The 19,541-nt window shown below is 66.8% G+C and carries 20 protein-coding genes; 11 read left to right on the top strand and 9 right to left on the bottom strand.

Features of this window, described 5'->3' with window-relative positions; genetic code table 11:
- Positions 1-13: 13 nt before the first annotated feature.
- The 7 genes from ACEN9P_RS03960 to ACEN9P_RS03930 all read right to left on the bottom strand — a co-directional run bounded on the left by ACEN9P_RS03960 (position 14) and on the right by ACEN9P_RS03930 (position 8,245).
- Complete coding sequence (locus ACEN9P_RS03960) at positions 14-1,234, bottom strand: DUF4350 domain-containing protein (protein WP_495621144.1); 1,221 nt, start codon at positions 1,232-1,234, stop codon at positions 14-16.
- Entirely contained in the window at positions 1,231-2,007 is a 777-nt protein-coding gene (locus tag ACEN9P_RS03955) for a DUF4129 domain-containing protein (protein ID WP_495621143.1), read from the bottom strand. Before ACEN9P_RS03955 ends, ACEN9P_RS03960 begins: the two co-directional genes overlap by 4 nt.
- Positions 2,004-2,759 (bottom strand): hypothetical protein, encoded by a 756-nt coding sequence (locus ACEN9P_RS03950; RefSeq protein WP_477664084.1) that lies wholly within the window; start codon positions 2,757-2,759, stop codon positions 2,004-2,006. The genes ACEN9P_RS03955 and ACEN9P_RS03950 overlap by 4 nt, the downstream gene beginning before the upstream one ends.
- A complete protein-coding gene (locus tag ACEN9P_RS03945) occupies positions 2,749-3,747 on the bottom strand; it encodes a stage II sporulation protein M (protein WP_495621142.1) in 999 nt (332 codons plus the stop codon). Before ACEN9P_RS03945 ends, ACEN9P_RS03950 begins: the two co-directional genes overlap by 11 nt.
- A complete protein-coding gene (locus tag ACEN9P_RS03940; RefSeq protein WP_477664082.1) occupies positions 3,744-4,460 on the bottom strand; it encodes an RDD family protein in 717 nt (238 codons plus the stop codon). Before ACEN9P_RS03940 ends, ACEN9P_RS03945 begins: the two co-directional genes overlap by 4 nt.
- An 11-nt stretch (positions 4,461-4,471) precedes the next feature.
- The gene (locus ACEN9P_RS03935) at positions 4,472-4,981 is read right to left on the bottom strand and encodes an RDD family protein (RefSeq protein WP_495621141.1); all 510 of its coding nucleotides are present in this window, start codon (positions 4,979-4,981) and stop codon (positions 4,472-4,474) included.
- Between the two features lie 129 nt (positions 4,982-5,110).
- Positions 5,111-8,245, bottom strand: coding sequence for an Rne/Rng family ribonuclease (locus ACEN9P_RS03930; RefSeq protein ID WP_495621140.1), 3,135 nt, complete (start codon positions 8,243-8,245; stop codon positions 5,111-5,113).
- 624 nt (positions 8,246-8,869) lie between these two features.
- On the opposite strand from ACEN9P_RS03930, the gene ACEN9P_RS03925 reads away from it, so the two are divergent.
- The 5 genes from ACEN9P_RS03925 (at position 8,870) to ACEN9P_RS03905 (ending at position 12,857) form a co-directional block, all read left to right on the top strand.
- Positions 8,870-10,024 carry an RluA family pseudouridine synthase gene (locus tag ACEN9P_RS03925; RefSeq protein ID WP_495621139.1) on the top strand — a complete coding sequence of 385 codons (1,155 nt, stop codon included), beginning with the start codon at positions 8,870-8,872 and terminating at the stop codon, positions 10,022-10,024.
- 8 nt (positions 10,025-10,032) lie between these two features.
- Complete coding sequence (locus ACEN9P_RS03920; RefSeq protein ID WP_495621138.1) at positions 10,033-10,647, top strand: hypothetical protein; 615 nt, start codon at positions 10,033-10,035, stop codon at positions 10,645-10,647.
- Positions 10,648-10,711: 64 nt separating this feature from the next.
- Positions 10,712-11,371 carry an HAD family hydrolase gene (locus ACEN9P_RS03915; protein ID WP_477664077.1) on the top strand — a complete coding sequence of 220 codons (660 nt, stop codon included), beginning with the start codon at positions 10,712-10,714 and terminating at the stop codon, positions 11,369-11,371.
- Between the two features lie 28 nt (positions 11,372-11,399).
- Positions 11,400-11,765 carry a Rieske (2Fe-2S) protein gene (locus ACEN9P_RS03910; protein WP_495621137.1) on the top strand — a complete coding sequence of 122 codons (366 nt, stop codon included), beginning with the start codon at positions 11,400-11,402 and terminating at the stop codon, positions 11,763-11,765.
- A gap of 21 nt (positions 11,766-11,786) precedes the next feature.
- On the top strand, positions 11,787-12,857 hold the full coding sequence (locus ACEN9P_RS03905; RefSeq protein ID WP_477664075.1) for a S49 family peptidase: 1,071 nt from the start codon (positions 11,787-11,789) through the stop codon (positions 12,855-12,857).
- 68 nt (positions 12,858-12,925) lie between these two features.
- Here ACEN9P_RS03905 and ACEN9P_RS03900 read toward each other — a convergent pair whose 3' ends face one another.
- Positions 12,926-13,693 carry an SAM-dependent methyltransferase gene (locus ACEN9P_RS03900; protein WP_495621136.1) on the bottom strand — a complete coding sequence of 256 codons (768 nt, stop codon included), beginning with the start codon at positions 13,691-13,693 and terminating at the stop codon, positions 12,926-12,928.
- The gene (locus ACEN9P_RS03895; RefSeq protein ID WP_495621135.1) at positions 13,690-14,310 is read right to left on the bottom strand and encodes a Maf family nucleotide pyrophosphatase; all 621 of its coding nucleotides are present in this window, start codon (positions 14,308-14,310) and stop codon (positions 13,690-13,692) included. Before ACEN9P_RS03895 ends, ACEN9P_RS03900 begins: the two co-directional genes overlap by 4 nt.
- Before the next feature lie 26 nt (positions 14,311-14,336).
- On the opposite strand from ACEN9P_RS03895, the gene ACEN9P_RS03890 reads away from it, so the two are divergent.
- From ACEN9P_RS03890 to ACEN9P_RS03865, 6 genes are all read left to right on the top strand, one after another.
- Positions 14,337-14,888 carry a YceD family protein gene (locus ACEN9P_RS03890; protein ID WP_495621134.1) on the top strand — a complete coding sequence of 184 codons (552 nt, stop codon included), beginning with the start codon at positions 14,337-14,339 and terminating at the stop codon, positions 14,886-14,888.
- A gap of 239 nt (positions 14,889-15,127) precedes the next feature.
- Positions 15,128-15,310, top strand: a complete 183-nt coding sequence (gene rpmF, locus ACEN9P_RS03885) for a 50S ribosomal protein L32 (protein WP_007873878.1) — start codon at positions 15,128-15,130, stop codon at positions 15,308-15,310.
- Between the two features lie 85 nt (positions 15,311-15,395).
- Positions 15,396-16,481 (top strand): phosphate acyltransferase PlsX, encoded by a 1,086-nt coding sequence (gene plsX / locus ACEN9P_RS03880; protein ID WP_495621133.1) that lies wholly within the window; start codon positions 15,396-15,398, stop codon positions 16,479-16,481.
- A 30-nt stretch (positions 16,482-16,511) separates the two neighbouring features.
- Positions 16,512-17,489: a beta-ketoacyl-ACP synthase III gene (locus ACEN9P_RS03875; RefSeq protein WP_477664070.1), complete on the top strand. Its 978-nt coding sequence runs from the start codon at positions 16,512-16,514 to the stop codon at positions 17,487-17,489.
- Between the two features lie 45 nt (positions 17,490-17,534).
- Complete coding sequence (locus ACEN9P_RS03870) at positions 17,535-18,887, top strand: sialidase family protein (RefSeq protein ID WP_495621132.1); 1,353 nt, start codon at positions 17,535-17,537, stop codon at positions 18,885-18,887.
- Positions 18,868-19,509: a hypothetical protein gene (locus tag ACEN9P_RS03865; protein ID WP_495621131.1), complete on the top strand. Its 642-nt coding sequence runs from the start codon at positions 18,868-18,870 to the stop codon at positions 19,507-19,509. The genes ACEN9P_RS03870 and ACEN9P_RS03865 overlap by 20 nt, the downstream gene beginning before the upstream one ends.
- Positions 19,510-19,541 lie beyond the last annotated feature (32 nt).

Genomic DNA, 19,541 nt, shown 5'->3' with positions numbered 1-19,541 from the left:
TGGTTTCTCGGTTTCAGGATGAGGAAGGGGATGAAGCGGTGGAGGAAGCAGGCGGCTGGACCGGCTCGCGCGCGTCCAGCCGCCGGCGCGCGGTTTCCAGCAGCTCGAGGTCGGCGGCCAGCGCGGCGCGGTTGCGCGCCCTGTCGGCCTGCGCGCGTTCGAGCAGTTGCGCGTCCAGGCCGGTGGCGCTGGCGATTTCGCGGGTGCGCCGCCCCGGCTCGAGTTGCGAAAACCGGGGCAGCTGCCGCGCGGCCGATGCGTGCAGGGCGCGAAGCTGGGCCGTGTGCAGCGCTTTCGGCCCGTGCATGTGCAGAAAGCGCGCGGTGCCGCGCACCTGCTCGGCCATGGAGCGCCGGTGCGAGGGAGCGGACGGCGCCAGCGGCCCGAAGCGCACGCCGGCGCGCCACAGGGCCAGCGCCAGCGCCAGCAGGCCCAGCAGCAGCGCCGCCCAGGCCTGGTGCCAGAGCCAGGGCGCGAAAGGCTCCCTGGCCTCTTCGGCGACAAACCAGAACTCGGCGCCGGCGCGCGCCTGCAGCGCCGCGGCCACCACCTGCGCGTTGTCGGCGCGCAGCAGGTTGCTGTTGTTCAGCAGGCCCCAGCCGCCGAGCACGGTGACCGTGCCCTGGCCGACCTGCACGCGCACGGCCTCGGTGCCGGCCGTGCCGCGCAGCGACCACAGCGGCGCGGCCAGGCGGTTCACCGGCAGGTACTGCGGGCTGAAGTAGGCGCCGCAGACGCGAAAGACGCGGCTGTCGCCGTAGCTGGCCGCCACCTCGGCGGGTTCCTCCAGCGCGCGGCAGTCCAGGTCCTTGGCGGCCCTGTCGAAAGGCCGCGCCGGCGTGATCTTCTGCGGGCTGATCGCGTTTTCCTCGGTGACGGGCAGCCAGCCCGCGAGCGATTTGTGCCGGGCCAGGAAGCCCGGGATGACCAGGTGCCCGCCCTGCGCCACCCAGGCGCGCAGGCGCTGCGCGCGCTCGGGGAACAGGTCCCAGTTGCGCGACACCAGCACCAGGCGCGCCTGCTGCGGCGGCATGGCGTCCAGGCTTTTGTGCTTCACGACTTTCGCGCCCAGGGCGGCCAGCAGTTTTTCGGTTGCGTACAGCGGGTTGGTCAGGGCTTCACCCTTGGCCGGCGTGGGGACGTCGACGTCCACCCATTCGGTGGCCGACACCAGCCAGATGCCGCCCGCCAGCAGCAACACGCCCAGCAGGACCAGGATCAGCCGGTCTTTCATGGCGCCGCCTTCCCTGGTGTGACCGCTGCGGCCGGCGCGCCCAGGCGCGCGTCAAATTCGGCGCACAGCGCCAGCACGCCGGCCGTGGGCGGCAGGCGCCCGCCGTAGGCCGCGAGTTGCCAGGCGGCCACCAGGCGCGCGAAAAAATCGAGCGAGGGCGGTGCCAGCCGGCCTTCGCTGAGCGCCACGCATTCGCCTTCGGTGCTGGCGTTGCGTATGGGCACCGCATGCAGGTGCACCAGGCGCGAGAGCGCGCCGCGGTAGAGCAGCGACAGCGCGGGCCGGCGCTGGCCGCGCTGCCACAGCGAGGCGACCTCGGAGCCCACGTCGTCGGGCAGGCTTTCGGGGCGTATGTCCAGGCTGCCGATGTGGCTGGGCAGGGGCGCCATGCGGTGCCGGCCGCCGCCGGCGCGCACCAGCGCCCAGCGCCGTATGCGGATCACCAGCCAGGCCAGGGCCAGCGCGCCCAGCGCCCACACCAGCAGGCGCGCGGCTTCGGAGACCCTGGTCACAAAGTCCCTGAGCCAGCCGAAACCGTCGCTGTCCTTCTTTTTGTCCTCGGGTTTTTTGTCCTGGTTTTTCAGGCGCAGGCTTTTTTCGCTCTTGCTGCCGGGCAGGTTGGGGTCGGCGCGCACCCGTTCGGCGGCCGACTGCACCTGCTGGCGCGAGGGCGGCTCGCCGGGTGCCGCGGCGGCCGCGCCGGCCGCGCAAGCCGCGACCAGCGCGCAGGCCAGGGCCTGCCGCCATCGGGCATCACGGCACGCGGCCCTCATGCGCCGGCCTTTGCCGGCGCGGGCGTGAAGGCGCGGCGAAATTCCTGCTCGATGTCCCAGGCTTCGAGCTCGACGCGGCGGTTCAGGTACATGGCGAAGCCGGCCGCCACAAAAAAGGGCTCGACCAGCCCGACGGCGAAGGCGTAGACCACGGCAAGGCACAGGCTTTGCATCGTCGACTCCGTGGCGATCAGCCAGCGCCAGAGTTCCGACAGGCTGCCCTCGGGCGCGAACCAGAACAGCACCGAGAGAATGGCGAACTCCAGCGCGATCTCGACGTTGGAAAAAATCAGCTGCATGCCCGCGCCCGCGCCGCGCCGCCCGCGCAGCAGCTGCTCGCGCCGCTTGCGCCTGGCGCCGCCGCGCTGGCCTTCGAGCTGGTCTATGGCCTGGGTGTAGGAGCGCCAGGGCGACAGCCGCCGCCACAGCAGCGTGCGCAGCAATTGCCCGCCCCACACCTGGGCGCGATGCTCCCAGAGGTCTTTCCAGTGTGTGGACTGGCCGAACACCGCGCGCGACAGGATGAACAGCAGGCTGCGGTCAAACCAGGGCTTGAGGCAAAAGATCAGCAGGCCGGGCAGCCAGTAGGCGAGCTCGATGGTGCACAGCAGCAGCGCGATGACCACCACATACATGGGCAGGAAAGTGCGCCAGATGGAAGCGGCATGGCGGCGCACCAGCGCGACGCCCAGGTCGGCGGCTTCGGCCATGGGCCGCGGGCGCAGCGCGACGGCCAGCGCGTCAACCTGCATGGCGCTGTCCTTCGCCGGCGGGCGCCTGGCCGGCGCGCGGCCGCCCCTGCCAGCCCAGGTAGGCCAGCACCAGGGCCCAGCAGGCCGCGCCGGCGCCGTATTTCACGGCGGGCGTGACCCAGCGCGCCGAGGACCAGAAGGCTTCGACGGCGGCGGCGATCAGCAGCAGGCCGATGACGCCGTAGACCACCACGATGGCGTGGCGCGCCGCCAGGCGCAGCGCCTCCAGGCGCGTGTGCCGGCCCGGCGCGATCAGGGCGTAGCCCAGGCGCAGCCCGGCCGCGCCCGCCAGCACGATGGCCGTCAGTTCGAAGGCACCGTGGGTGACGACAAAGGAGCAGAAGTTCTGCCCGTGGCCTGAGGCGATCAGGTAGCCGCCCACGGCGCCTATCTGCACGCCGTTGAACAGCAGCACGCCGGCGCTGCCGATGCCGCCGAAAATGCCGGCGGCGAAGCAGCGAAAGCCGATGCCGATGTTGTGCATGACGTAAAAGCCGAACATCTGCCAGTCGCCGCTGGCGTCGCGGTTGCGCCCGAAGGACTTGGCGCTGTCGCTGTACATGCTGTCGAACTGCTGCACCTGCCCCGCGTCCAGCAGGTGCAGGATGAAACCCGGGTCGCGGTAAGTAGCCAGGCCCGCGGCCAGCAGCGGCACCACGAACAGCAGGGCCGCCACCAGCAGGTAGGCGCGGTGCGCGCGCACGGCCTGCGGGAAGTCGACCAGCACCAGCAGGCCCAGGCGCGCCAGGCCGTAGTCGTGGCGCCGGTAGATCAGCCGGTGGGCGCTTTGTGTCAGGGCTTCCAGCCGCTGCGTCAGGTGCACCGGGTAGGCGCGGGCCTGCGCCAGCGCCAGGTGCTCGCAGACGCGGCGGTACAGCGTGGCCATCCGCGCGCCGTCGAACTTGCGCTCTGTTTCGGCGACGCCTATGACCTTCTCGAGCTCGTTCCACAGCGGCGCATAGGCCGCTTCAAACTGCAGGGGCGTCATGGCCGGGCCTCTCCCTCGCGCCGGCCCATCAGCCACTGCGCCACGCCCAGCAGGCGTTGGGTGGGGCTGCTGCCCGGCGCGCCCGCGCCCAGCACCGGTTCGGCCAGGGCGGCGAGTTCGCCCAGGCGCTCGGGCGTGAGCCGCGTGGCCCGGCCGGCCCAAGCCAGTACCGAGGCCTGCTCGGCGGCCGACAAAGGCCGCGCCGGGGCCAGCGGGGCCGACAGGGGCACCTCGCCGTGCAGCTTGACGGCATCGGTGAACACCACCAGCGTGCCGGCGGCCAGGTCGCCCAGGCGTTTGCTGTCGCGCCGCCAGAGCATGGACACCAGCCCGGCGCCGAACAGCGCGGGCATGAAATCGGCGGCGCGCAACAGGTTGCGGGTCAGCGAAGCGGCGGGCGTCACCGGCAGGCCGGAATCCATCACCACGCGCAGGCCCATGGCCCGCTTGCCGGGCGTGGCGGCCGCGCGGGTCAGCTCGAACACCACGGGGTAAAACCATTCGAGGGCGAAATACGCAAGCAGCAGCACGGCCATGCCGGCCTTGCCCATCAGCCCGACCACAATGGCCACGGCGATGAACACGCAGACGCGTATGGCCAGGTCTATCAGGTAGGCGAGCCCGCGCGCGACGATGCCGGCGGGCCGCAGGGACAGGGTGATGCCTTCGGGCGTTTCAGCCGTGTAAATCGTGTCCAGGCGCGCGTTGGCCACAGGCTGGGGCCTCAGGCCTTGACGACGATGGTGTCCGCGATCTCGTCGTGCAGGCAGCGGCGGGATTTGCGAAAGATCATCAGGCAGTCGATCAGGGAATAAACCCAGACCACGGCCATGACGAGGCCGGCCACAAAGCCCGCGCCGTAGCGCAAGGCCAGGCGCGTGGGGGAAACGGCTTCGCCCGAGGGCCGGACAATGCGCAGCTTGAGCAGGACCTTGCCAATCGTCTGGCCCCGCGTCGCGAGCAGGTAGCCGTTGAGCAGCACGAAGATCAAGGCGCCGATGGCCATGCCCAGCGGGTTGAAGGACCACGCGCCTGTTCCTTGCGAGGCCCAGGGGTTGTAGGGGGTGAGCACCGACACCAGCCAGAGCACCAGGCTCTGGAAAACCGTGTCAAGGATGGCGGCACCCAGCCGTTCGACGCGGCCGGCCAGCTGCGGGCCGTCATTGGCATCGGCCACATCCGCCACCGTGGCTTGCGGCGGCGCATAGCGCGCGTCGTGCGTGGGCTGGTCCATCGTCATCCCTCTTTCGTCGGTTTTGTTGGCCTGATTCTAGGGCTTGTTTCAAGCCATAAAAAAAGCCCGCACAGGCGGGCTTTTTTCGGGGAGCGGCCGCGTTTAGACCGTGAACAGGTTCTAAGGCGCTTACTGGCCGGTCGATTTTTCAAAGGGCAGGGACATCGCGCCCAGGTCGCGCCGGGTTTCGACCAGCACCAGCGGGCCTTCGTCGGCCACGACCAGCGGCGGGCGCTCGCGCGGCACGTGCACCGGCTTGACCTCGGCGGCGATGGCGGCTTTGGCTTCGGCGATCTTGGCCGCGTCGGAGTTCACCCACTGCAGGCCCGAGGACTGGGCCACCTGGGCCAGTTCATCGAGGGGCAGCGCGTAGGACTGGACCTTGGGCAGGCTGATGGCCGCGGCGGCCGGTGCGGGCTGCACTGCCGCCACGGGCGCGGGTGCCGGTGCGGCCACAGCCACGGGGGCTGTGTAGGCGGGCGCCGGCGCTGCTTCAGGCACAAAAGGCGCGGCGGGCGTTACAGCGGCTGCGGGTGCCGCGTAGCTGGCGACGGCTTCCGGTGCGCGTTCTTCGCGGGCTTGCGGCTGCGGCTGGGATTCCGCGAAACCGGCCTGGCCGGCTTGGCCGGCGTCAACGCCTTCGGCGGGCTGCTGCTCGCCGCGTTCGCCGTTCTCACCGCGGTCGCGGCGGTCGCGGCCGTAGCGGTCGCGGCTGCGGCGCTCGCGCGGCTGGCGCTGCTCATCACCTGGGGCGCCCTGGCCGTTCTGCACGGGAGCGACCGGATTGCCGGCTTCGTCGAGCACAGGTGCCGCTGCGGCCTCGGGGTTGAAGCCCGCGCCGGCATTCTGGCCTTCGGCGGCGCCTTCGGGGCGGTCAGCACCGCGGCGCTCGCCTCGGCGGCCATTGCGCTCGCCGCGTTCACGGCGGCCTTCGCCGCGCTCGCCGCGTGCTTCGCGGTTGCCCTGGCGTTCGCCGTCCTGGGGTGTGCGCTCCTGGCGCGGCTCGGCGGCTTCGCCACCCATGGCGGCTGCCATGGCGGCCTGGTTGGCCAGCGCGAGGTCCTGCTCGACGGCGTCGCGCTGTATGCGTTCACCGCGCTCGCCACCGCGTTCACCGCCGCGCTCGCCGCGTTCACGGCGGTTGCGGCCGCCTTCACGGCCCTCACGGTTGGGCGTCTCGCCGCGCGGCTGCTCGCCCGCGCCTTCGGGGCGGGCTTCACCGGCCGGCCGTTCCTGGCGGCCTTCGGCATTACGTTCACGGCGTTCGCCGCCGCGGCCTTCACCGCGTTCACCACGGCCTTCGGGGCGTGCTTCGCGGCCTTCGGTGCCACGGCCCTCGCCGCCGCGGCCTTCGCTGCGGCCACGGCCGCCGCGCCGGCCGTCACGGCCGCCGCGCTCACCACCGCGATCGGAGCGCTCGCCACGCTCGCCGCCACGGCCTTCACCGCGACCTTCGCGCCGGCCTTCGCCGCGCTCGTCTTTTTTCACTTCCTTGGCGGCAGGCGCCGGGGCCGGCGCTTCGGCGCCGCCGAACAGGCTCTTGATCCAGCCGAAGAAGCCTTTTTCAGCCGGTGCCGCCACCGCCGGTGCGGGGCGGGCGGCTGGCTTGTGCGCCGCCGCATGCGCAACGGGTTCCGGCTTGGGTGGTGCCACCGGGGCGGGCGCATCGGGCAGCACGCCCTTGATGACGGGCTCCTGCTTGTTGTGCTTTTCCTGGCTGCGGCGCGTGACGGTGGTCGGGTCCTCGACTTCCTCGGCCATCTTGTAGCTGGCGGCGATGTTGTCCAGGCGCGGGTCGTCGTGTTTCAGGCGTTCCAGGCGATAGTTGGGGGTTTCCAGCGTCTTGTTGGGCACCAGCAGCACGTTGATGCGCTGCTTGACTTCGATCTTGGCGATCTCGGATCGCTTTTCATTGAGCAGGAAGGAGGCCACGTCGACCGGAACCTGGCACAGCACCGAGGCCGTGCTGTCCTTGAGGGACTCTTCCTGGATGATGCGCAGGATCTGCAGCGCCGAGCTTTCGGTGTCGCGGATATGGCCGGAACCGCCGCAGCGCGGGCAGGGAATCGACGCGCCTTCGGACAGGGCCGGGCGCAGGCGCTGGCGGCTCATTTCCATGAGGCCGAACTTGCTGATGGTGCCGAACTGCACGCGGGCGCGGTCCTGGCGCAGCGCGTCGCGCAGGCGGTTTTCGACGTCGCGGCGGTTGCGCGACTCTTCCATGTCGATGAAGTCGATGACGATCAGGCCGCCCAGGTCGCGCAAACGCATCTGGCGCGCGACTTCGTCGGCGGCTTCCAGGTTGGTGCGGGTGGCGGTTTCCTCGATGTCGCCGCCCTTGATGGCGCGGGCCGAGTTGACGTCGACCGAGACCAGGGCTTCGGTGTGGTCGATCACGATGGCGCCGCCGGAAGGCAGCTGCACGGTGCGGGCGTAGGCCGATTCGATCTGGTGCTCGATCTGGAAGCGGCTGAACAGCGGCGCGTCGTCGCGGTAGCGCTTGACGCGGTGCTCGTGCTCGGGCATCACGTGGGCCATGAACTGCTTGGCTTGCTCGTAGACGTCGTCGGTGTCGAACAGGATGTCGCCGATGTCGCTGTTGAAGTAGTCGCGGATGGCGCGTATCACCAGGCTGGATTCCTGGTAAATCAGGAAGGCGCCCTTGCCGCCCTTGCCGGCGCCGTCGATGGCGGTCCAGAGCTTGAGCAGGTAGTTCAGGTCCCACTGCAGTTCAGGGGCGCTGCGGCCAATGCCGGCGGTGCGCGCGATGATGCTCATGCCGTTGGGGTACTCGAGCTGGTCCATCGCCTCCTTGAGCTCGGCCCGGTCGTCGCCCTCGATGCGCCGGCTCACGCCGCCGCCGCGCGGGTTGTTGGGCATCAGGACCACATAGCGGCCGGCCAGGGAGACGAAGGTGGTGAGGGCCGCGCCCTTGTTGCCGCGTTCTTCCTTTTCGACCTGGACCAGCAGTTCCTGGCCTTCCTTGATGACGTCGTTGATGCGCGCCTGGCTGACCGGCACGCCCTGGGCGAAATACTGCTTGGAGATTTCCTTGAACGGCAGGAAGCCGTGGCGGTCTTCGCCGTAGTCGACGAAGCAGGCTTCCAGCGAAGGCTCGACGCGCGTGACGACGGCCTTGTAGATGTTGCCCTTGCGCTGTTCGCGCCCTTCGATTTCAATTTCGTAGTCGAGGAGTTTTTGTCCGTCGACGATCGCCAGGCGGCGTTCTTCAGCCTGAGTGGCGTTTACCAGCATCCGTTTCATGGGTAGCCTTCCTTATCGTTCTTCGTTTTGATGTCGTGTCTCGAACATCAATCACATGCCCAAAATGGGCTAACGACGCCGGAGGGACGCAGTGCGAACGTGGAGGAATTGCCGGAGAGCTTTTGACGGCGCGCGGCCGACCGAAATGAATCGGTCAGCGACGTGGTCTGGGCGTAGGCGCGTGGATGGAGCGAGCAGGGGTCAAACGGGTGGGTGCCGCGCAAAGCGCGGCTGCTGGCGCCCACTGCACAAAGGCTGGCGGCTGATTCATGCCGAATGCGGGGCCCACGAATGTCGTGAGGCGCCGCAGGCATATATAAATCAGACTGACCAGTGTTGTCATCAGAGGGCTACCCGTTAAAGGACTTGATCTCGGCTGGATCCGTGAGCAGCCTGTTGTTCGTGACTTGGGCTGCGCACATGGTATTCCGTAGTTGTGTTCGCAAAACGTCGACTCGTCTACCGTGCAAGACGCTCGCCGCGAGGTGCCTGGCACTCGTCGCTTGCGGGCAATTGCCGGCGTGGGCATCGACCTTCCAGCGAGGCTGCTTGTTCGCCTTTTCAGGGCCGGGGACGTGTGTGGACTAAACTCCAGACAAATCAACCACTTACAGCGCATCGCTAGTGAAACACATTATAGGGTCAGCCAGGGGCTTGGCAAGGAAACCCGGGAAAACACCGGGTCGCCCACCCGCGGCCGCCGCCAGGCCCAAACCTCAGGCCGCCTCAGCCCCGCCCATTCCCCAGGCGCCGGCCCCGGCAGCGCCCCAGGCCACGCTGGTGACCGTGGACGAGGACTACGCCGGCCAGCGGCTGGACAATTTTTTGATCCGCCAGCTCAAGGGCGTGCCCAAAACCCATGTTTACCGCATCATCCGCAGCGGCGAGGTCAGGGTGAACAAGGGCAGGGCGCAGGCCGATACCCGTGTGGAGGCCGGCGACGTGGTGCGCCTGCCGCCGGTGCGCACCTCCGAGCGGGCCGGCCAGAAAGCCGAGGCCATGGCCCAGGAAATCGCCCGCCACGGCGCGAGTTCCACCACCGGGGGCTATGCGCCCTCGCGTGAATTCCCCATCCTGTTTGAAGACGACTTCGTGCTGGCCATCGACAAACCGGCCGGCGTGGCCGTGCACGGCGGCAGCGGCGTGAGTTTTGGCGTGATCGAGCAGCTGCGCATGGCGCGGCCGGAGGCCGACTTCCTGGAACTGGTGCACCGGCTGGACCGCGAAACCAGCGGCATTTTGCTGATCGCCAAACGGCGCATGGCGCTCAAGCTGCTGCAGGAGCAGTTCCGCGAGCGCGAAACCGACAAGGTCTACCTCGCGCTGGTCGGTGGCGACTGGCCGGCCAAACACCGCGTGATTGACAAGGCGCTGCACAAGTATCTGCTGCCCGACGGCGAGCGGCGCGTCAAGGTGGTCGACAACGACCATCCCGACGGCATGCGTTCGGTGACGCTGGTGAAGGTGAGGGCGGCCGTGCCCGCCAGCCCGCTGGCGCCGGCCACGCCCTTTACCTTGCTGGAAGTCACCATCAAGACGGGCCGTACGCACCAGATCCGCGTGCACCTGGCCAACGAGGGCCACCCGATTGCCGGCGACGACAAATACGGCGATTTCGAGCTGAACCGGGCGCTGCAGAAAACCGCGGGCGGCGCGGTGCCGCTCAAGCGCATGTTTTTGCATGCCTGGAGCCTGAAGTTCAACCACCCCAAGCTGCGCAAGGTGGTGCACCTGCAGGCGCCCCTTCCGCCCGAGCTGCAGCAGTTTTTGCCGGCATAGGTATTCAAATGGTTCATGACCTTCCTGAGGCGCCTGATTCCAGGAGCGCAGTCGGGCCGATTCGGGGAAAGCTCGGCGGCCTGGGCGCGACGGTGCTGATGTTCGTCTTTGCCGGTCCCGCGCTGTACGGTGTGGCGTATTACCTGGTGGCGGGTGACTTCGGGCGCGGCGAATTCCGCGGGAGCCAGCTGCCTTCAGTGGTGTTCTGGCCGCTTCTGATGGAGTTTTTGTTCTGGGTGTCGTTGGGCAGCCTTGACGCGGTGCTTCAGGTTTCGCTGCCTACCGTTTTGGCTGCGGTGGTTTTCTGGCTCTTGAACAAGAGGGTGATGCCTTCTGTGGGCGCCATGTCCCCCTTTCGTCTTGTTTTGTCCAGGTCGGTGGCCGGCCTGCTGGTGTGCGTGTGCGCTTTTGTGGCCTTGAATCCGGCGACAGTGACGCAGGGATGGGACGCGCTGTATTTTTACAATCCCCACATTCGGGCTTCATACGACGACTCGGCGTGGGGATTCCTTGAGAAATACGGGCAACTTTTCCACCTTGTTGTACTTGGCCTGGCCGGCGCCTTGTTGGGGGCGGCGTACGGGCTCTCATCGTGGTGGTTCAATCAACGCCGGGACAACTGACGTGCGCATTGCGGCTTTTGTCCCTATGCGCCAATATGCGGGCCGTCCCTAAGACAATATCCCCATGCAAACCCGAAATTTCGACCTGATCGCCTTTGACTGGGACGGCACGCTGTTTGATTCGACCGGCATCATCGTGCGCTGCATCCAGGCTGCGGTGCGCGACGTGGGCGGCACGGTGCCTACCGACAAGGAGGCCGGCTATGTCATAGGCCTGGGCCTGATGCAGGCCCTGGCCCATGCCGCGCCCGACGTGCCGCCTGAAAAATATCCCCAGCTCGGCGAGCGCTACCGCCACCACTACGCCGCGCACTACGACGACCTGAGCCTGTTTGACGGCGTGCTGCCCCTGCTCGACGCCTTGAAGGCGCGCGGCCACCTGCTCGCGGTGGCCACCGGCAAGTCGCGCCGCGGCCTCGACGAGGTGCTGCGCACCGTGGAGCTCAAGGGCATGTTCGACGGCTCGCGCACCGCCGACGAGACGGCCGGCAAACCCGACCCGCGCATGCTGCACGAGCTGATGGCCGAGTTCGACGTCGCGCCCGAGCGCGTGCTGATGGTGGGCGATACCACGCACGACCTGCAGATGGCGCTCAATGCCGGCTGCCCCAGCGTGGGCGTGAGCTACGGCGCGCACGAACCCGATACCTTCGCCGTGCTGGCGCCGCGCCACGTCGCGCATTCGGTGCCGGAACTGCAGGACTGGCTGCTGGCCCATGGCTGAAATTCGGCATTAAGAGGCACCAAAGGCCATGGACGAACGGCAAGCCCTCTGCAACAGCCGCGACCTGCTCGAAGGCGGGCTGGCCGTGCCGTTTGACGTGGTCTTTGCCGGCCAGACCTGCCGCGCCTTCGCCGTGCGTTTCGAGGGCGTGGTCCATGCCTACCTCAATCGCTGCAGCCACGTCGCGATGGAACTCGACTGGCAGCCCAACCGGGTGTTTGACGACCAGGGCCAGTGGCTGCTGTGCGCCAGCCATGGCGCCGCCTACCGTCCCGACACCGGCCAGTGCGCGGGCGGGCCCTGCCAGGGCGGCCTGATCAAAATCACGCTTTCCGAAGCTGAGGGGGTTGTTTATTGGCATTCTGCTTACAACCTTAAACCGCTACAGTTCTAATACCTCTCTAAACTAGTGACCATGAACGATCCCCAACGCCCTGATCCCTCCACCGATCCCGATTTGCTGCGCGAATCGGACTTCCGGCCCAACCAGCCGGAATCCCTTCCGCCCTATAACAACCCGGTGAACCAGGCGAAAAAATCCGCGGCAGACCCGACCAACGCCCCCGGCTGGGAGCGCGCGACGCTGGAAAAGCTGGCCTTCGCCGCGCTCAATGAACAAAAGGCCACGCGCCGCTGGAAGACTTTTGTGCGCCTGGCCTGGCTGGCGTTTTTCGTGGCCCTGGTCTGGATGCTGCTGCACCGTGGCACGCCCGCCAGCGACGCGACCGTGCCGCATACCGCCGTGGTGGAAATCAAGGGCGAGATCGCCGCGGGCGCCGATGCCAGCGCCGAGTTCGTCAATGCGGCCCTGCGCGCGGCCTTTGAGGATGACGGCGCCAAGGCCGTCGTGCTTTTGATCAACTCGCCCGGCGGCAGCCCCGTGCAGGCCGGCATGATGAACGACGAGATCCTGCGCCTGAAGGCCAAACACAAAAAGCCGGTCTACGCCGTGGTTGAGGAAACCTGCGCCTCCGCCGCTTATTACATCGCCGTCTCGGCCGACAAGATTTATGTCGATAAGGCCAGCATCGTGGGCAGCATAGGTGTGCTGATGGACGGCTTCGGCTTCACCGGCCTGATGGACAAGCTGGGCGTGGAGCGCCGCCTGCTGACAGCCGGCGAGAACAAGGGCTTTCTGGACCCCTTCAGCCCGCAAAACGAAAAGCAGCGCGTGTTCGCGCAGGCCATGCTGGACCAGATCCACCAGCAATTTATCGCGGTGGTGAAAGCCGGCCGCGGCAAGCGCCTGAAGGAAACACCAGAGATGTTCAGCGGCCTGTTCTGGAGCGGCCAGCAGGCCGTGGAACTGGGCCTGGCCGACCAGCTCGGCAACCTCGACTACGTCGCGCGCGAAGTCGTCAAGACCGACGAGATCATCGACTACACGCGCCGCGACAACGTGGCCGAGCGCCTGGCCAAGAAGTTCGGCGCCGCCATGGGTGAAGGCGCGATGAAGGCCTTCAAGGCCATTCCCGCGCTGCGTTAAGCGATCCATCGCCCCTGCTAAAAAGCCCGCTTCGTGCGGGCTTTTTTGTGGGCGCTGTGGCGGCTTTTTTAACGGCCTATGGCAAACACGGTCGGCAAATCCAGCGGCGCCTGGGGCTTGTCGCGCTTCCACACGCTCACCTGCGCGCTGCGCGACCAGGCTGCGCCCAGGGTCAGGCCGCAACTCAGCGCCAGCCGGGTGTTGCCCTGCAGTGTTTGCAACAAGGACTGGAGCAGGGCGGCGTTGCGGTAAGGGGTTTCGATAAAAAGCTGGGTCTGGCCGGATTTCAACGCCAGCGATTCCAGCTCGCGCAGGCGCTGCGCGCGCTCGGCCGGCGTTTGCGGCACATAGCCGGCAAAGGCGAAGCTCTGGCCGTTGAGGCCGCTGGCGGCCAGCGCCAGCATCAGCGACATCGGGCCCGTGAGCGGCACGACGTCCAGCCCCAGGTCGTGCGCCGCGCGCACCACGGAGGAACCCGGGTCGGCAATCGCCGGCATGCCGGCTTCGCTGACCAGGCCCATGTCGTGGCCTTCCAGGGCGGCCGCGAGCAGGGGGCGCGCGTCGAAGTTGCCGCCGTGGTCGCCTTTTTTATGGACTTCGCGCGGCAGCTCCTGGATCTGCAGCGACTGCAGCGGCGCGGCCAGCGGCTGCAGCGCGTCTATGCGCTTGAGGTAGGCGCGCGTGCTTTTGGCGTTCTCGCAAATCCAGCAGGACAGCCGCGATGCGAGCTGCAGGGTTTGCAGCGGCATGACGTCCTGCAGCGGCGCCTGCGTGTCGCAGCCGAAATCCAGCGGCGCGGGCACCAGGTAGAGCTTGCCTTTCACGGCGGCGCTCATGGCCGGCCCCCCGACAGCAGTCGTATGCCCGCGGCCTGGATCAACCGGCAGGTGCGTATCAGCGGCAGGCCGACCAGTGCGGTCGGGTCGTCGTTGTCTATGGATTCCAGCAGCGCGATGCCCAGGCCTTCGCTTTTGGCGCTGCCCGCGCAGTCGTAAGGCTGCTCGATGCGCAAATAGTGTTCGATTTCATCGTCGCTGAGCTCGCGGAATTTCACCTTGACCGGCGCCAGGCTTTGCGCCTCGTAGCCGCTTTCCAGGCACACCACGGCCACGGCGGTCTGGAAAATAACGGTGCGACCCCGCATGCGGCGCAATTGCGCAACGGCTTTTTCATGGCTGCCGGGCTTGCCCAGCGGCTTGCCGTCCAGGTCGGCCACCTGGTCGGAGCCTATGACGACCGCGCCCGGAAAGGCGGCGGCCACCGCGCGGGCTTTGGCCAGGGCCAGGCGCTCGGCCAGGGCTTGCGGGGCTTCTCCGGGCTGCGGGGTTTCGTCCACTTCGGGCGCGGCGACCTCAAACGGGATGTGCAGCCGCTGCAGCAATTCGCGGCGGTAGCGTGAGGTCGAACCCAGGACGAGAGGGCGGTTTGTGGCGGCAGGGGAAACAAGGGTCATGGCCCCGATTCTCTTACACTGCATCCATGTCCAGACCCCTTCAGCCCAGCCGGCTCAACATGAAAGCGTTTGCCCAGGAGGGCGTGGCGCTCGCTGAAACCACTCCGCTACAAAATCTGGAGCGCCTTGCCGAGGAAACGCAGGGGCTGCAGGCCGATTCAGCCGTTCAATGGGAGGCGCGCGGCGAGTTGCGCCCGCGCACCGGCGCCGATGACGAGGTGTGGCTTCACTTGCAGGCCCAGGCAAGCGTTCCGCTGACCTGCCAGCGCTGCATGGGCGTGGTCGAAACGCCCGTGGAGGTGGACCAGTGGTACCGTTTTGTGGCCAGCGAAGACATCGCAATGGCCGAGGACGACCAGTCCGAAGAAGACTTGCTGGTGATGGAGCCCCAGTTCAACCTGCTCGCCGTGCTGGAAGATGAACTGCTGATGGCCTTGCCTCTGGTGCCCATGCACGAGGAATGCCCGGTCGCGCCCAAGCTTCAGGCCGGTGATGTGGAGGAGCCGGGTGCGGCGGGTGAGCCTGCCGGAAAAACCAATCCCTTTGCCGTGCTGGCGCAGCTGAAGAATAAAAAGTAGTAATTTAGTTTTACTAAATTCATGCGAAAAACCACTGGATTCATGGACATTTCGCCCGTCTGAGGCCGGGGTGATGAAAATGCCCCCGCATCAAGCTATAATCAAAGGCTTCGCGTACCAATGCGGTGGATACGGTGACATGGCGCCCAGGCGGTCATGGACCGATATTCAGGTCCAGCTGTCTGAACTCGGAATTTGGTGCGTAATTTACCAACCTAACACCCCATCAGGAGCGGATCATGGCCGTCCAGCAAAACAAAAAGTCACCTTCGAAGCGCGGTATGCACCGTTCGCACAACGCACTCACCGTGCCAGGCATTGCCGTGGAATCCACCACCGGCGAAACCCACCTGCGCCACCACATCAGCCCCACCGGTTTCTACCGTGGCCGCAAGGTGCTGAAAACCAAATCCGAAGCGTAATTCCACGCTTTGAGCATGGGCCCGCACTCATCCTGCGGGCCTTTCTTTTGCCTGAATTCCACATCTTGACTGCACCGGTCGCCCCATGATCAGGATTGCTGTCGATGCCATGGGCGGCGATATCGGCCCTGCCGTGACGCTGCCCGCCAGCCTGGCCTTCCTGGACGGCCACCCCGATGCCGCCGTGGTGCTGGTGGGCCAGCCCGAAGTGCTGGCGACGCATCCCCTGCACGCGCGGCTCCAGGCCCATCCGCGCTGCCAGATCGTTGCGGCCAGCGAGATCGTCACCATGGACGATCCCATCGAGATCGCGCTGCGGCGCAAGAAAAATTCCTCGATGCGGGTTGCGATGAACCAAGTCAAGGACGGCGTGGCCCAGGCGGCCGTGTCGGCCGGCAATACCGGCGCCCTCATGGCCATCGCCCGCTACGTGCTCAAGACCCTGGAAGGCATAGACCGTCCGGCCATTGCTACCCAATTGCCCAATGCCCTGGGGGGGGCCACCACCGTGCTGGACCTGGGTGCCAATGTCGATTGCACCGAAGACCACCTGCTGCAGTTCGCCGTGATGGGCTCCGCCCTGGTGGCCGCCATCACCGCCAATCCCACGCCCAGCGTCGGCCTGCTCAATATCGGAGAAGAGGCGATAAAAGGCAGCGAAATGATCAAAAAAGCCGGTGAACTGCTGCGATCTGCTTCCAATTCCGGCGATTTGAACTTTTATGGAAATGTCGAGGGCAACGATATTTTCAAGGGGACGACAGACATCGTGGTCTGCGACGGCTTTGTGGGCAATGTGGCGCTCAAGGCCAGCGAGGGCCTTGCCAGCATGATTGGCGGGTTCATCAAAACCGAATTTTCTCGTAATATTTTCACAAAAATTTCCGCCATTATTGCCTATCCGGTGCTAAATGCATTTAAAAACCGGGTTGATCACAGGCGCTACAACGGTGCGGCCTTGCTGGGCCTGCAGGGCCTGGTCTTCAAGAGCCATGGCTCGGCGGACGCCTTTGCTTTTGAGAGGGCGCTGAATCGGGCTTATGATGCGGCTCGGAACAATTTGCTTGAGAGAGTCCGCGAACGCATCGCCCATGCGGCCCCTTTGCTGGTTGCGGCGCAGGCGGCCCCCCCCGCCGATGCGCCCGCCGAAGCCCTCCTCAATGCCAGTTGACTCAGCAGTTTCAACACCGGCCACTCATTAATGACCCGTTACTCACGCATTGCCGGCACCGGTAGTTATTTGCCGCCGCGCCGACTGACCAACGCCGAACTGGCGGCCGAGCTGGCCACCCGAGGCGTGGAAACCTCCGACGAATGGATTGTGGAGCGCACCGGCATCCGGGCCCGCCACTTTGCCGCGCCCGACGTGACCAGCAGCGACCTGGGCGTGGAAGCCGCCAAAAATGCCCTGCAAGCCGCGGGCCTGCAGGCATCCGATATCGACCTCATCATCGTGGCGACCTCGACACCCGACATGGTGTTCCCGTCGGCCGCCTGCATCTTGCAAAACAAGCTGGGCATCGCCGGCTGCGCGGCCTTTGACGTGCAGGCCGTGTGCAGCGGTTTCGTCTACGCGCTGACCGTGGCCGACGCCATGATACGTACTGGTTCGGCCAGCAAGGCGCTGGTGATCGGTGCGGAAGTGTTCTCGCGCATCCTGGATTTTTCGGACCGAACCACCTGCGTGCTTTTCGGCGACGGCGCCGGTGCCGTGGTGCTCGAGGCTTCGGAGACGCCCGGCATCCTCGCCAGCGACCTGCATGCCGACGGCAAGCATGTCGGCATCCTCTGCGTGCCGGGCAATGTTTCGGGCGGCCAGATCCTGGGTGACCCGCTGCTCAAGATGGACGGCCAGGCCGTGTTCAAGCTGGCCGTGGGCGTGCTTGAAAGCGCCGCGCGCGCCACGCTGGCAAAAGCCAACCTGACCGACGCCGACATCGACTGGCTGATCCCGCACCAGGCGAATATCCGCATCATGCAGAGCACGGCCAAAAAACTGAAGATGCCGCTGGAAAAACTGATCGTGACCGTCGACCAGCACGGCAACACTTCCGCCGCCTCCATCCCGCTCGCGCTGGATTCGGCCGTGCGCAGCGGCAAGATCCAAAAAGGCGACACCCTCATGCTCGAAGGCGTGGGCGGCGGCTTTACCTGGGGTGCGGTGCTTCTCAAATACTGAGCGGCTCCCTACCCATCCGCCAGGCTTTCACAGACAGGTGGGCACTTGAATTTCAAACCGTCCGGTGCGCTGGAGCGCCTTGCAGCTGCCTTGCTGGTGCTGGCCTTCGCCCTGGCCGGATGGAAGGTCCTGCAGCGGCAGCCGGCTTCCCCATTTGTGGTGCCGTCCGCTGATGCGCCCCAAGGCTCGCCTCGCGCGCATCCACCGGCACAGCAACGCTCACCCGACGGCCGCTTTCGTTTTGACGCGCAGTTTGTGTCGTCCTCTCCCGGCCAGGCCGTGCATGCCGCGTCGCTGGTGGAACTGCGCGACGGACGTTTGCGGGCGGTATGGTTTTCGGGTTCGCGCGAGGGCGCCGGCGACGTCACCATCCAGAGCGCCGTGACGGACGCCACCGGCTTGCGCTGGGGCGCGGAAAGCACGCTGTTCGACCGGCAAACGCTTCAGCAGGGCCTGTGGCGCTATGTCAAGAAACTCGGCAACCCGGTGATTGCCCGCGCGCCCGATGGTTCGCTGAACCTGTGGATGGTCAATGTTTCGCTGGGCGGGTGGGCGGGCAGTTCCATCACCTGGGCGCGTTCTACCGACGAAGGCACAAGCTGGAGCGCGCCGCGCCGGCTGGTGACTTCGCCCTTCCTGAACATCAGCACCCTGGTCAAGGGCACACCCGTCATCTTCGAGAATGGTGAAACCGGCTTGCCGGTGTACCACGAGTTCGTCGCCAAGTTCGGTGAAGTCCTGCGCATCAGCCCCCAGGGGCAGGTTGTCGACAAAATTCGCATTCCCGGCAGCCGCACCAGCCTGCAGCCGGTGGTCCTGGTGTCGGGGCCGGAGAAGGCGCAGGTCTATATGCGCTCGGGCAATGCCACGGCACTGATGGTCTCCAGCACCACCGATGCCGGCAAGACCTGGTTGCCGGCCCATGCAAGCGCCTGGCCCAACCCGGATTCCGCCCTGGCCGGCACCATGACGAACAGCGGCACGCAATGGCTGGCCTTGAACCCGGCGCCCCGCAACCGCGAAACACTGGCCTTGCTGCAGACCGCCGCGGGTGGCTCATTTGACGGCGTGACGCCCTGGATCGTGGAGTCCTCCGCCAATCCGCAGGCGCGCACATCCATGGGCGACTATGAACGCCTGCTGACCCAGGAACTCAAGGCCCGCGGTGCCAGCGATGGCGAGGCCCAGGCCTATGTGGCCAGCGCCCGGCGCCAGTTGTGCGGCGGCCAGAGCTGCTCCCAGGAGTTTTCCTACCCTTACCTGCTGCAAAGCCGCGACGGCTACCTGCACCTTGTCTATACCTGGCATCGCACGCGCATCAAGCATGTGCGGCTGGATCCCCTACAGAACTTAGAGGCCGCGCAAGCGGCGCCCGGCCATGTTTCCTCCGGCAAATGACCTGATCGCCCTGCTCGGCATCAACCTGGTGCTCAGCGCCGGCTGCCTGCGCCTGCTGAGCTGGCGGCGCGGCCTCACGCCCTGGGGCAAGTGGGCCGGTGCCGCGGTGTTTGTGCTGCTGTGGTGCCCGGTGGGTCCTGCCCGTTTGCCGCTGGTCGCGTATGTGCGCGGCATCAGCTCGGACCTGAGCATTTCCCTGGTGGCCATCGCCTGCCTGGGCATGTACCGCCGCCTGCGCGGCCTGGCCCCCGTGGCGCCGCGTGAGCGCATGGCGCTGAGCCTTGCCTTCGCGGCTGGCGCCTTGTTCCTGTATCCGTTGGCCCTGGGCTGGGGCGATTGGGATGCCTACAGGCTGGGCTGGGGCTCGCCGGCTTTCTGGGCGGCACTTCTGGCGTTGTCGCTGGCGTGCTGGGGCGCGGGCTTGCGCCTGCTGCCCATGCTGGTGGTCTTGGCTTTGCTGGCCTGGGTGGCCGGCGCGCTGGAGTCCACCAATCTATGGGATTACCTCATAGACCCCTGGCTCGCGCTTGCGGCGATTTTTCAGTGCATCAAATCGGCCATCGTCTGGGTGTTTGCGCGGCTGCGGGCTGCTCGCCATGGCGCCATGCCGTCTTCGGCTTGAGAGGCCGCGCGTCAAAAATGGCTGTTCATCTT

Source organism: Polaromonas sp. Polasp52 (genome assembly GCF_059491565.1).
The sequence above is the reverse complement of the archived record's forward strand: the minus strand, read 5'-3'. Positions and strand labels throughout refer to the sequence as shown.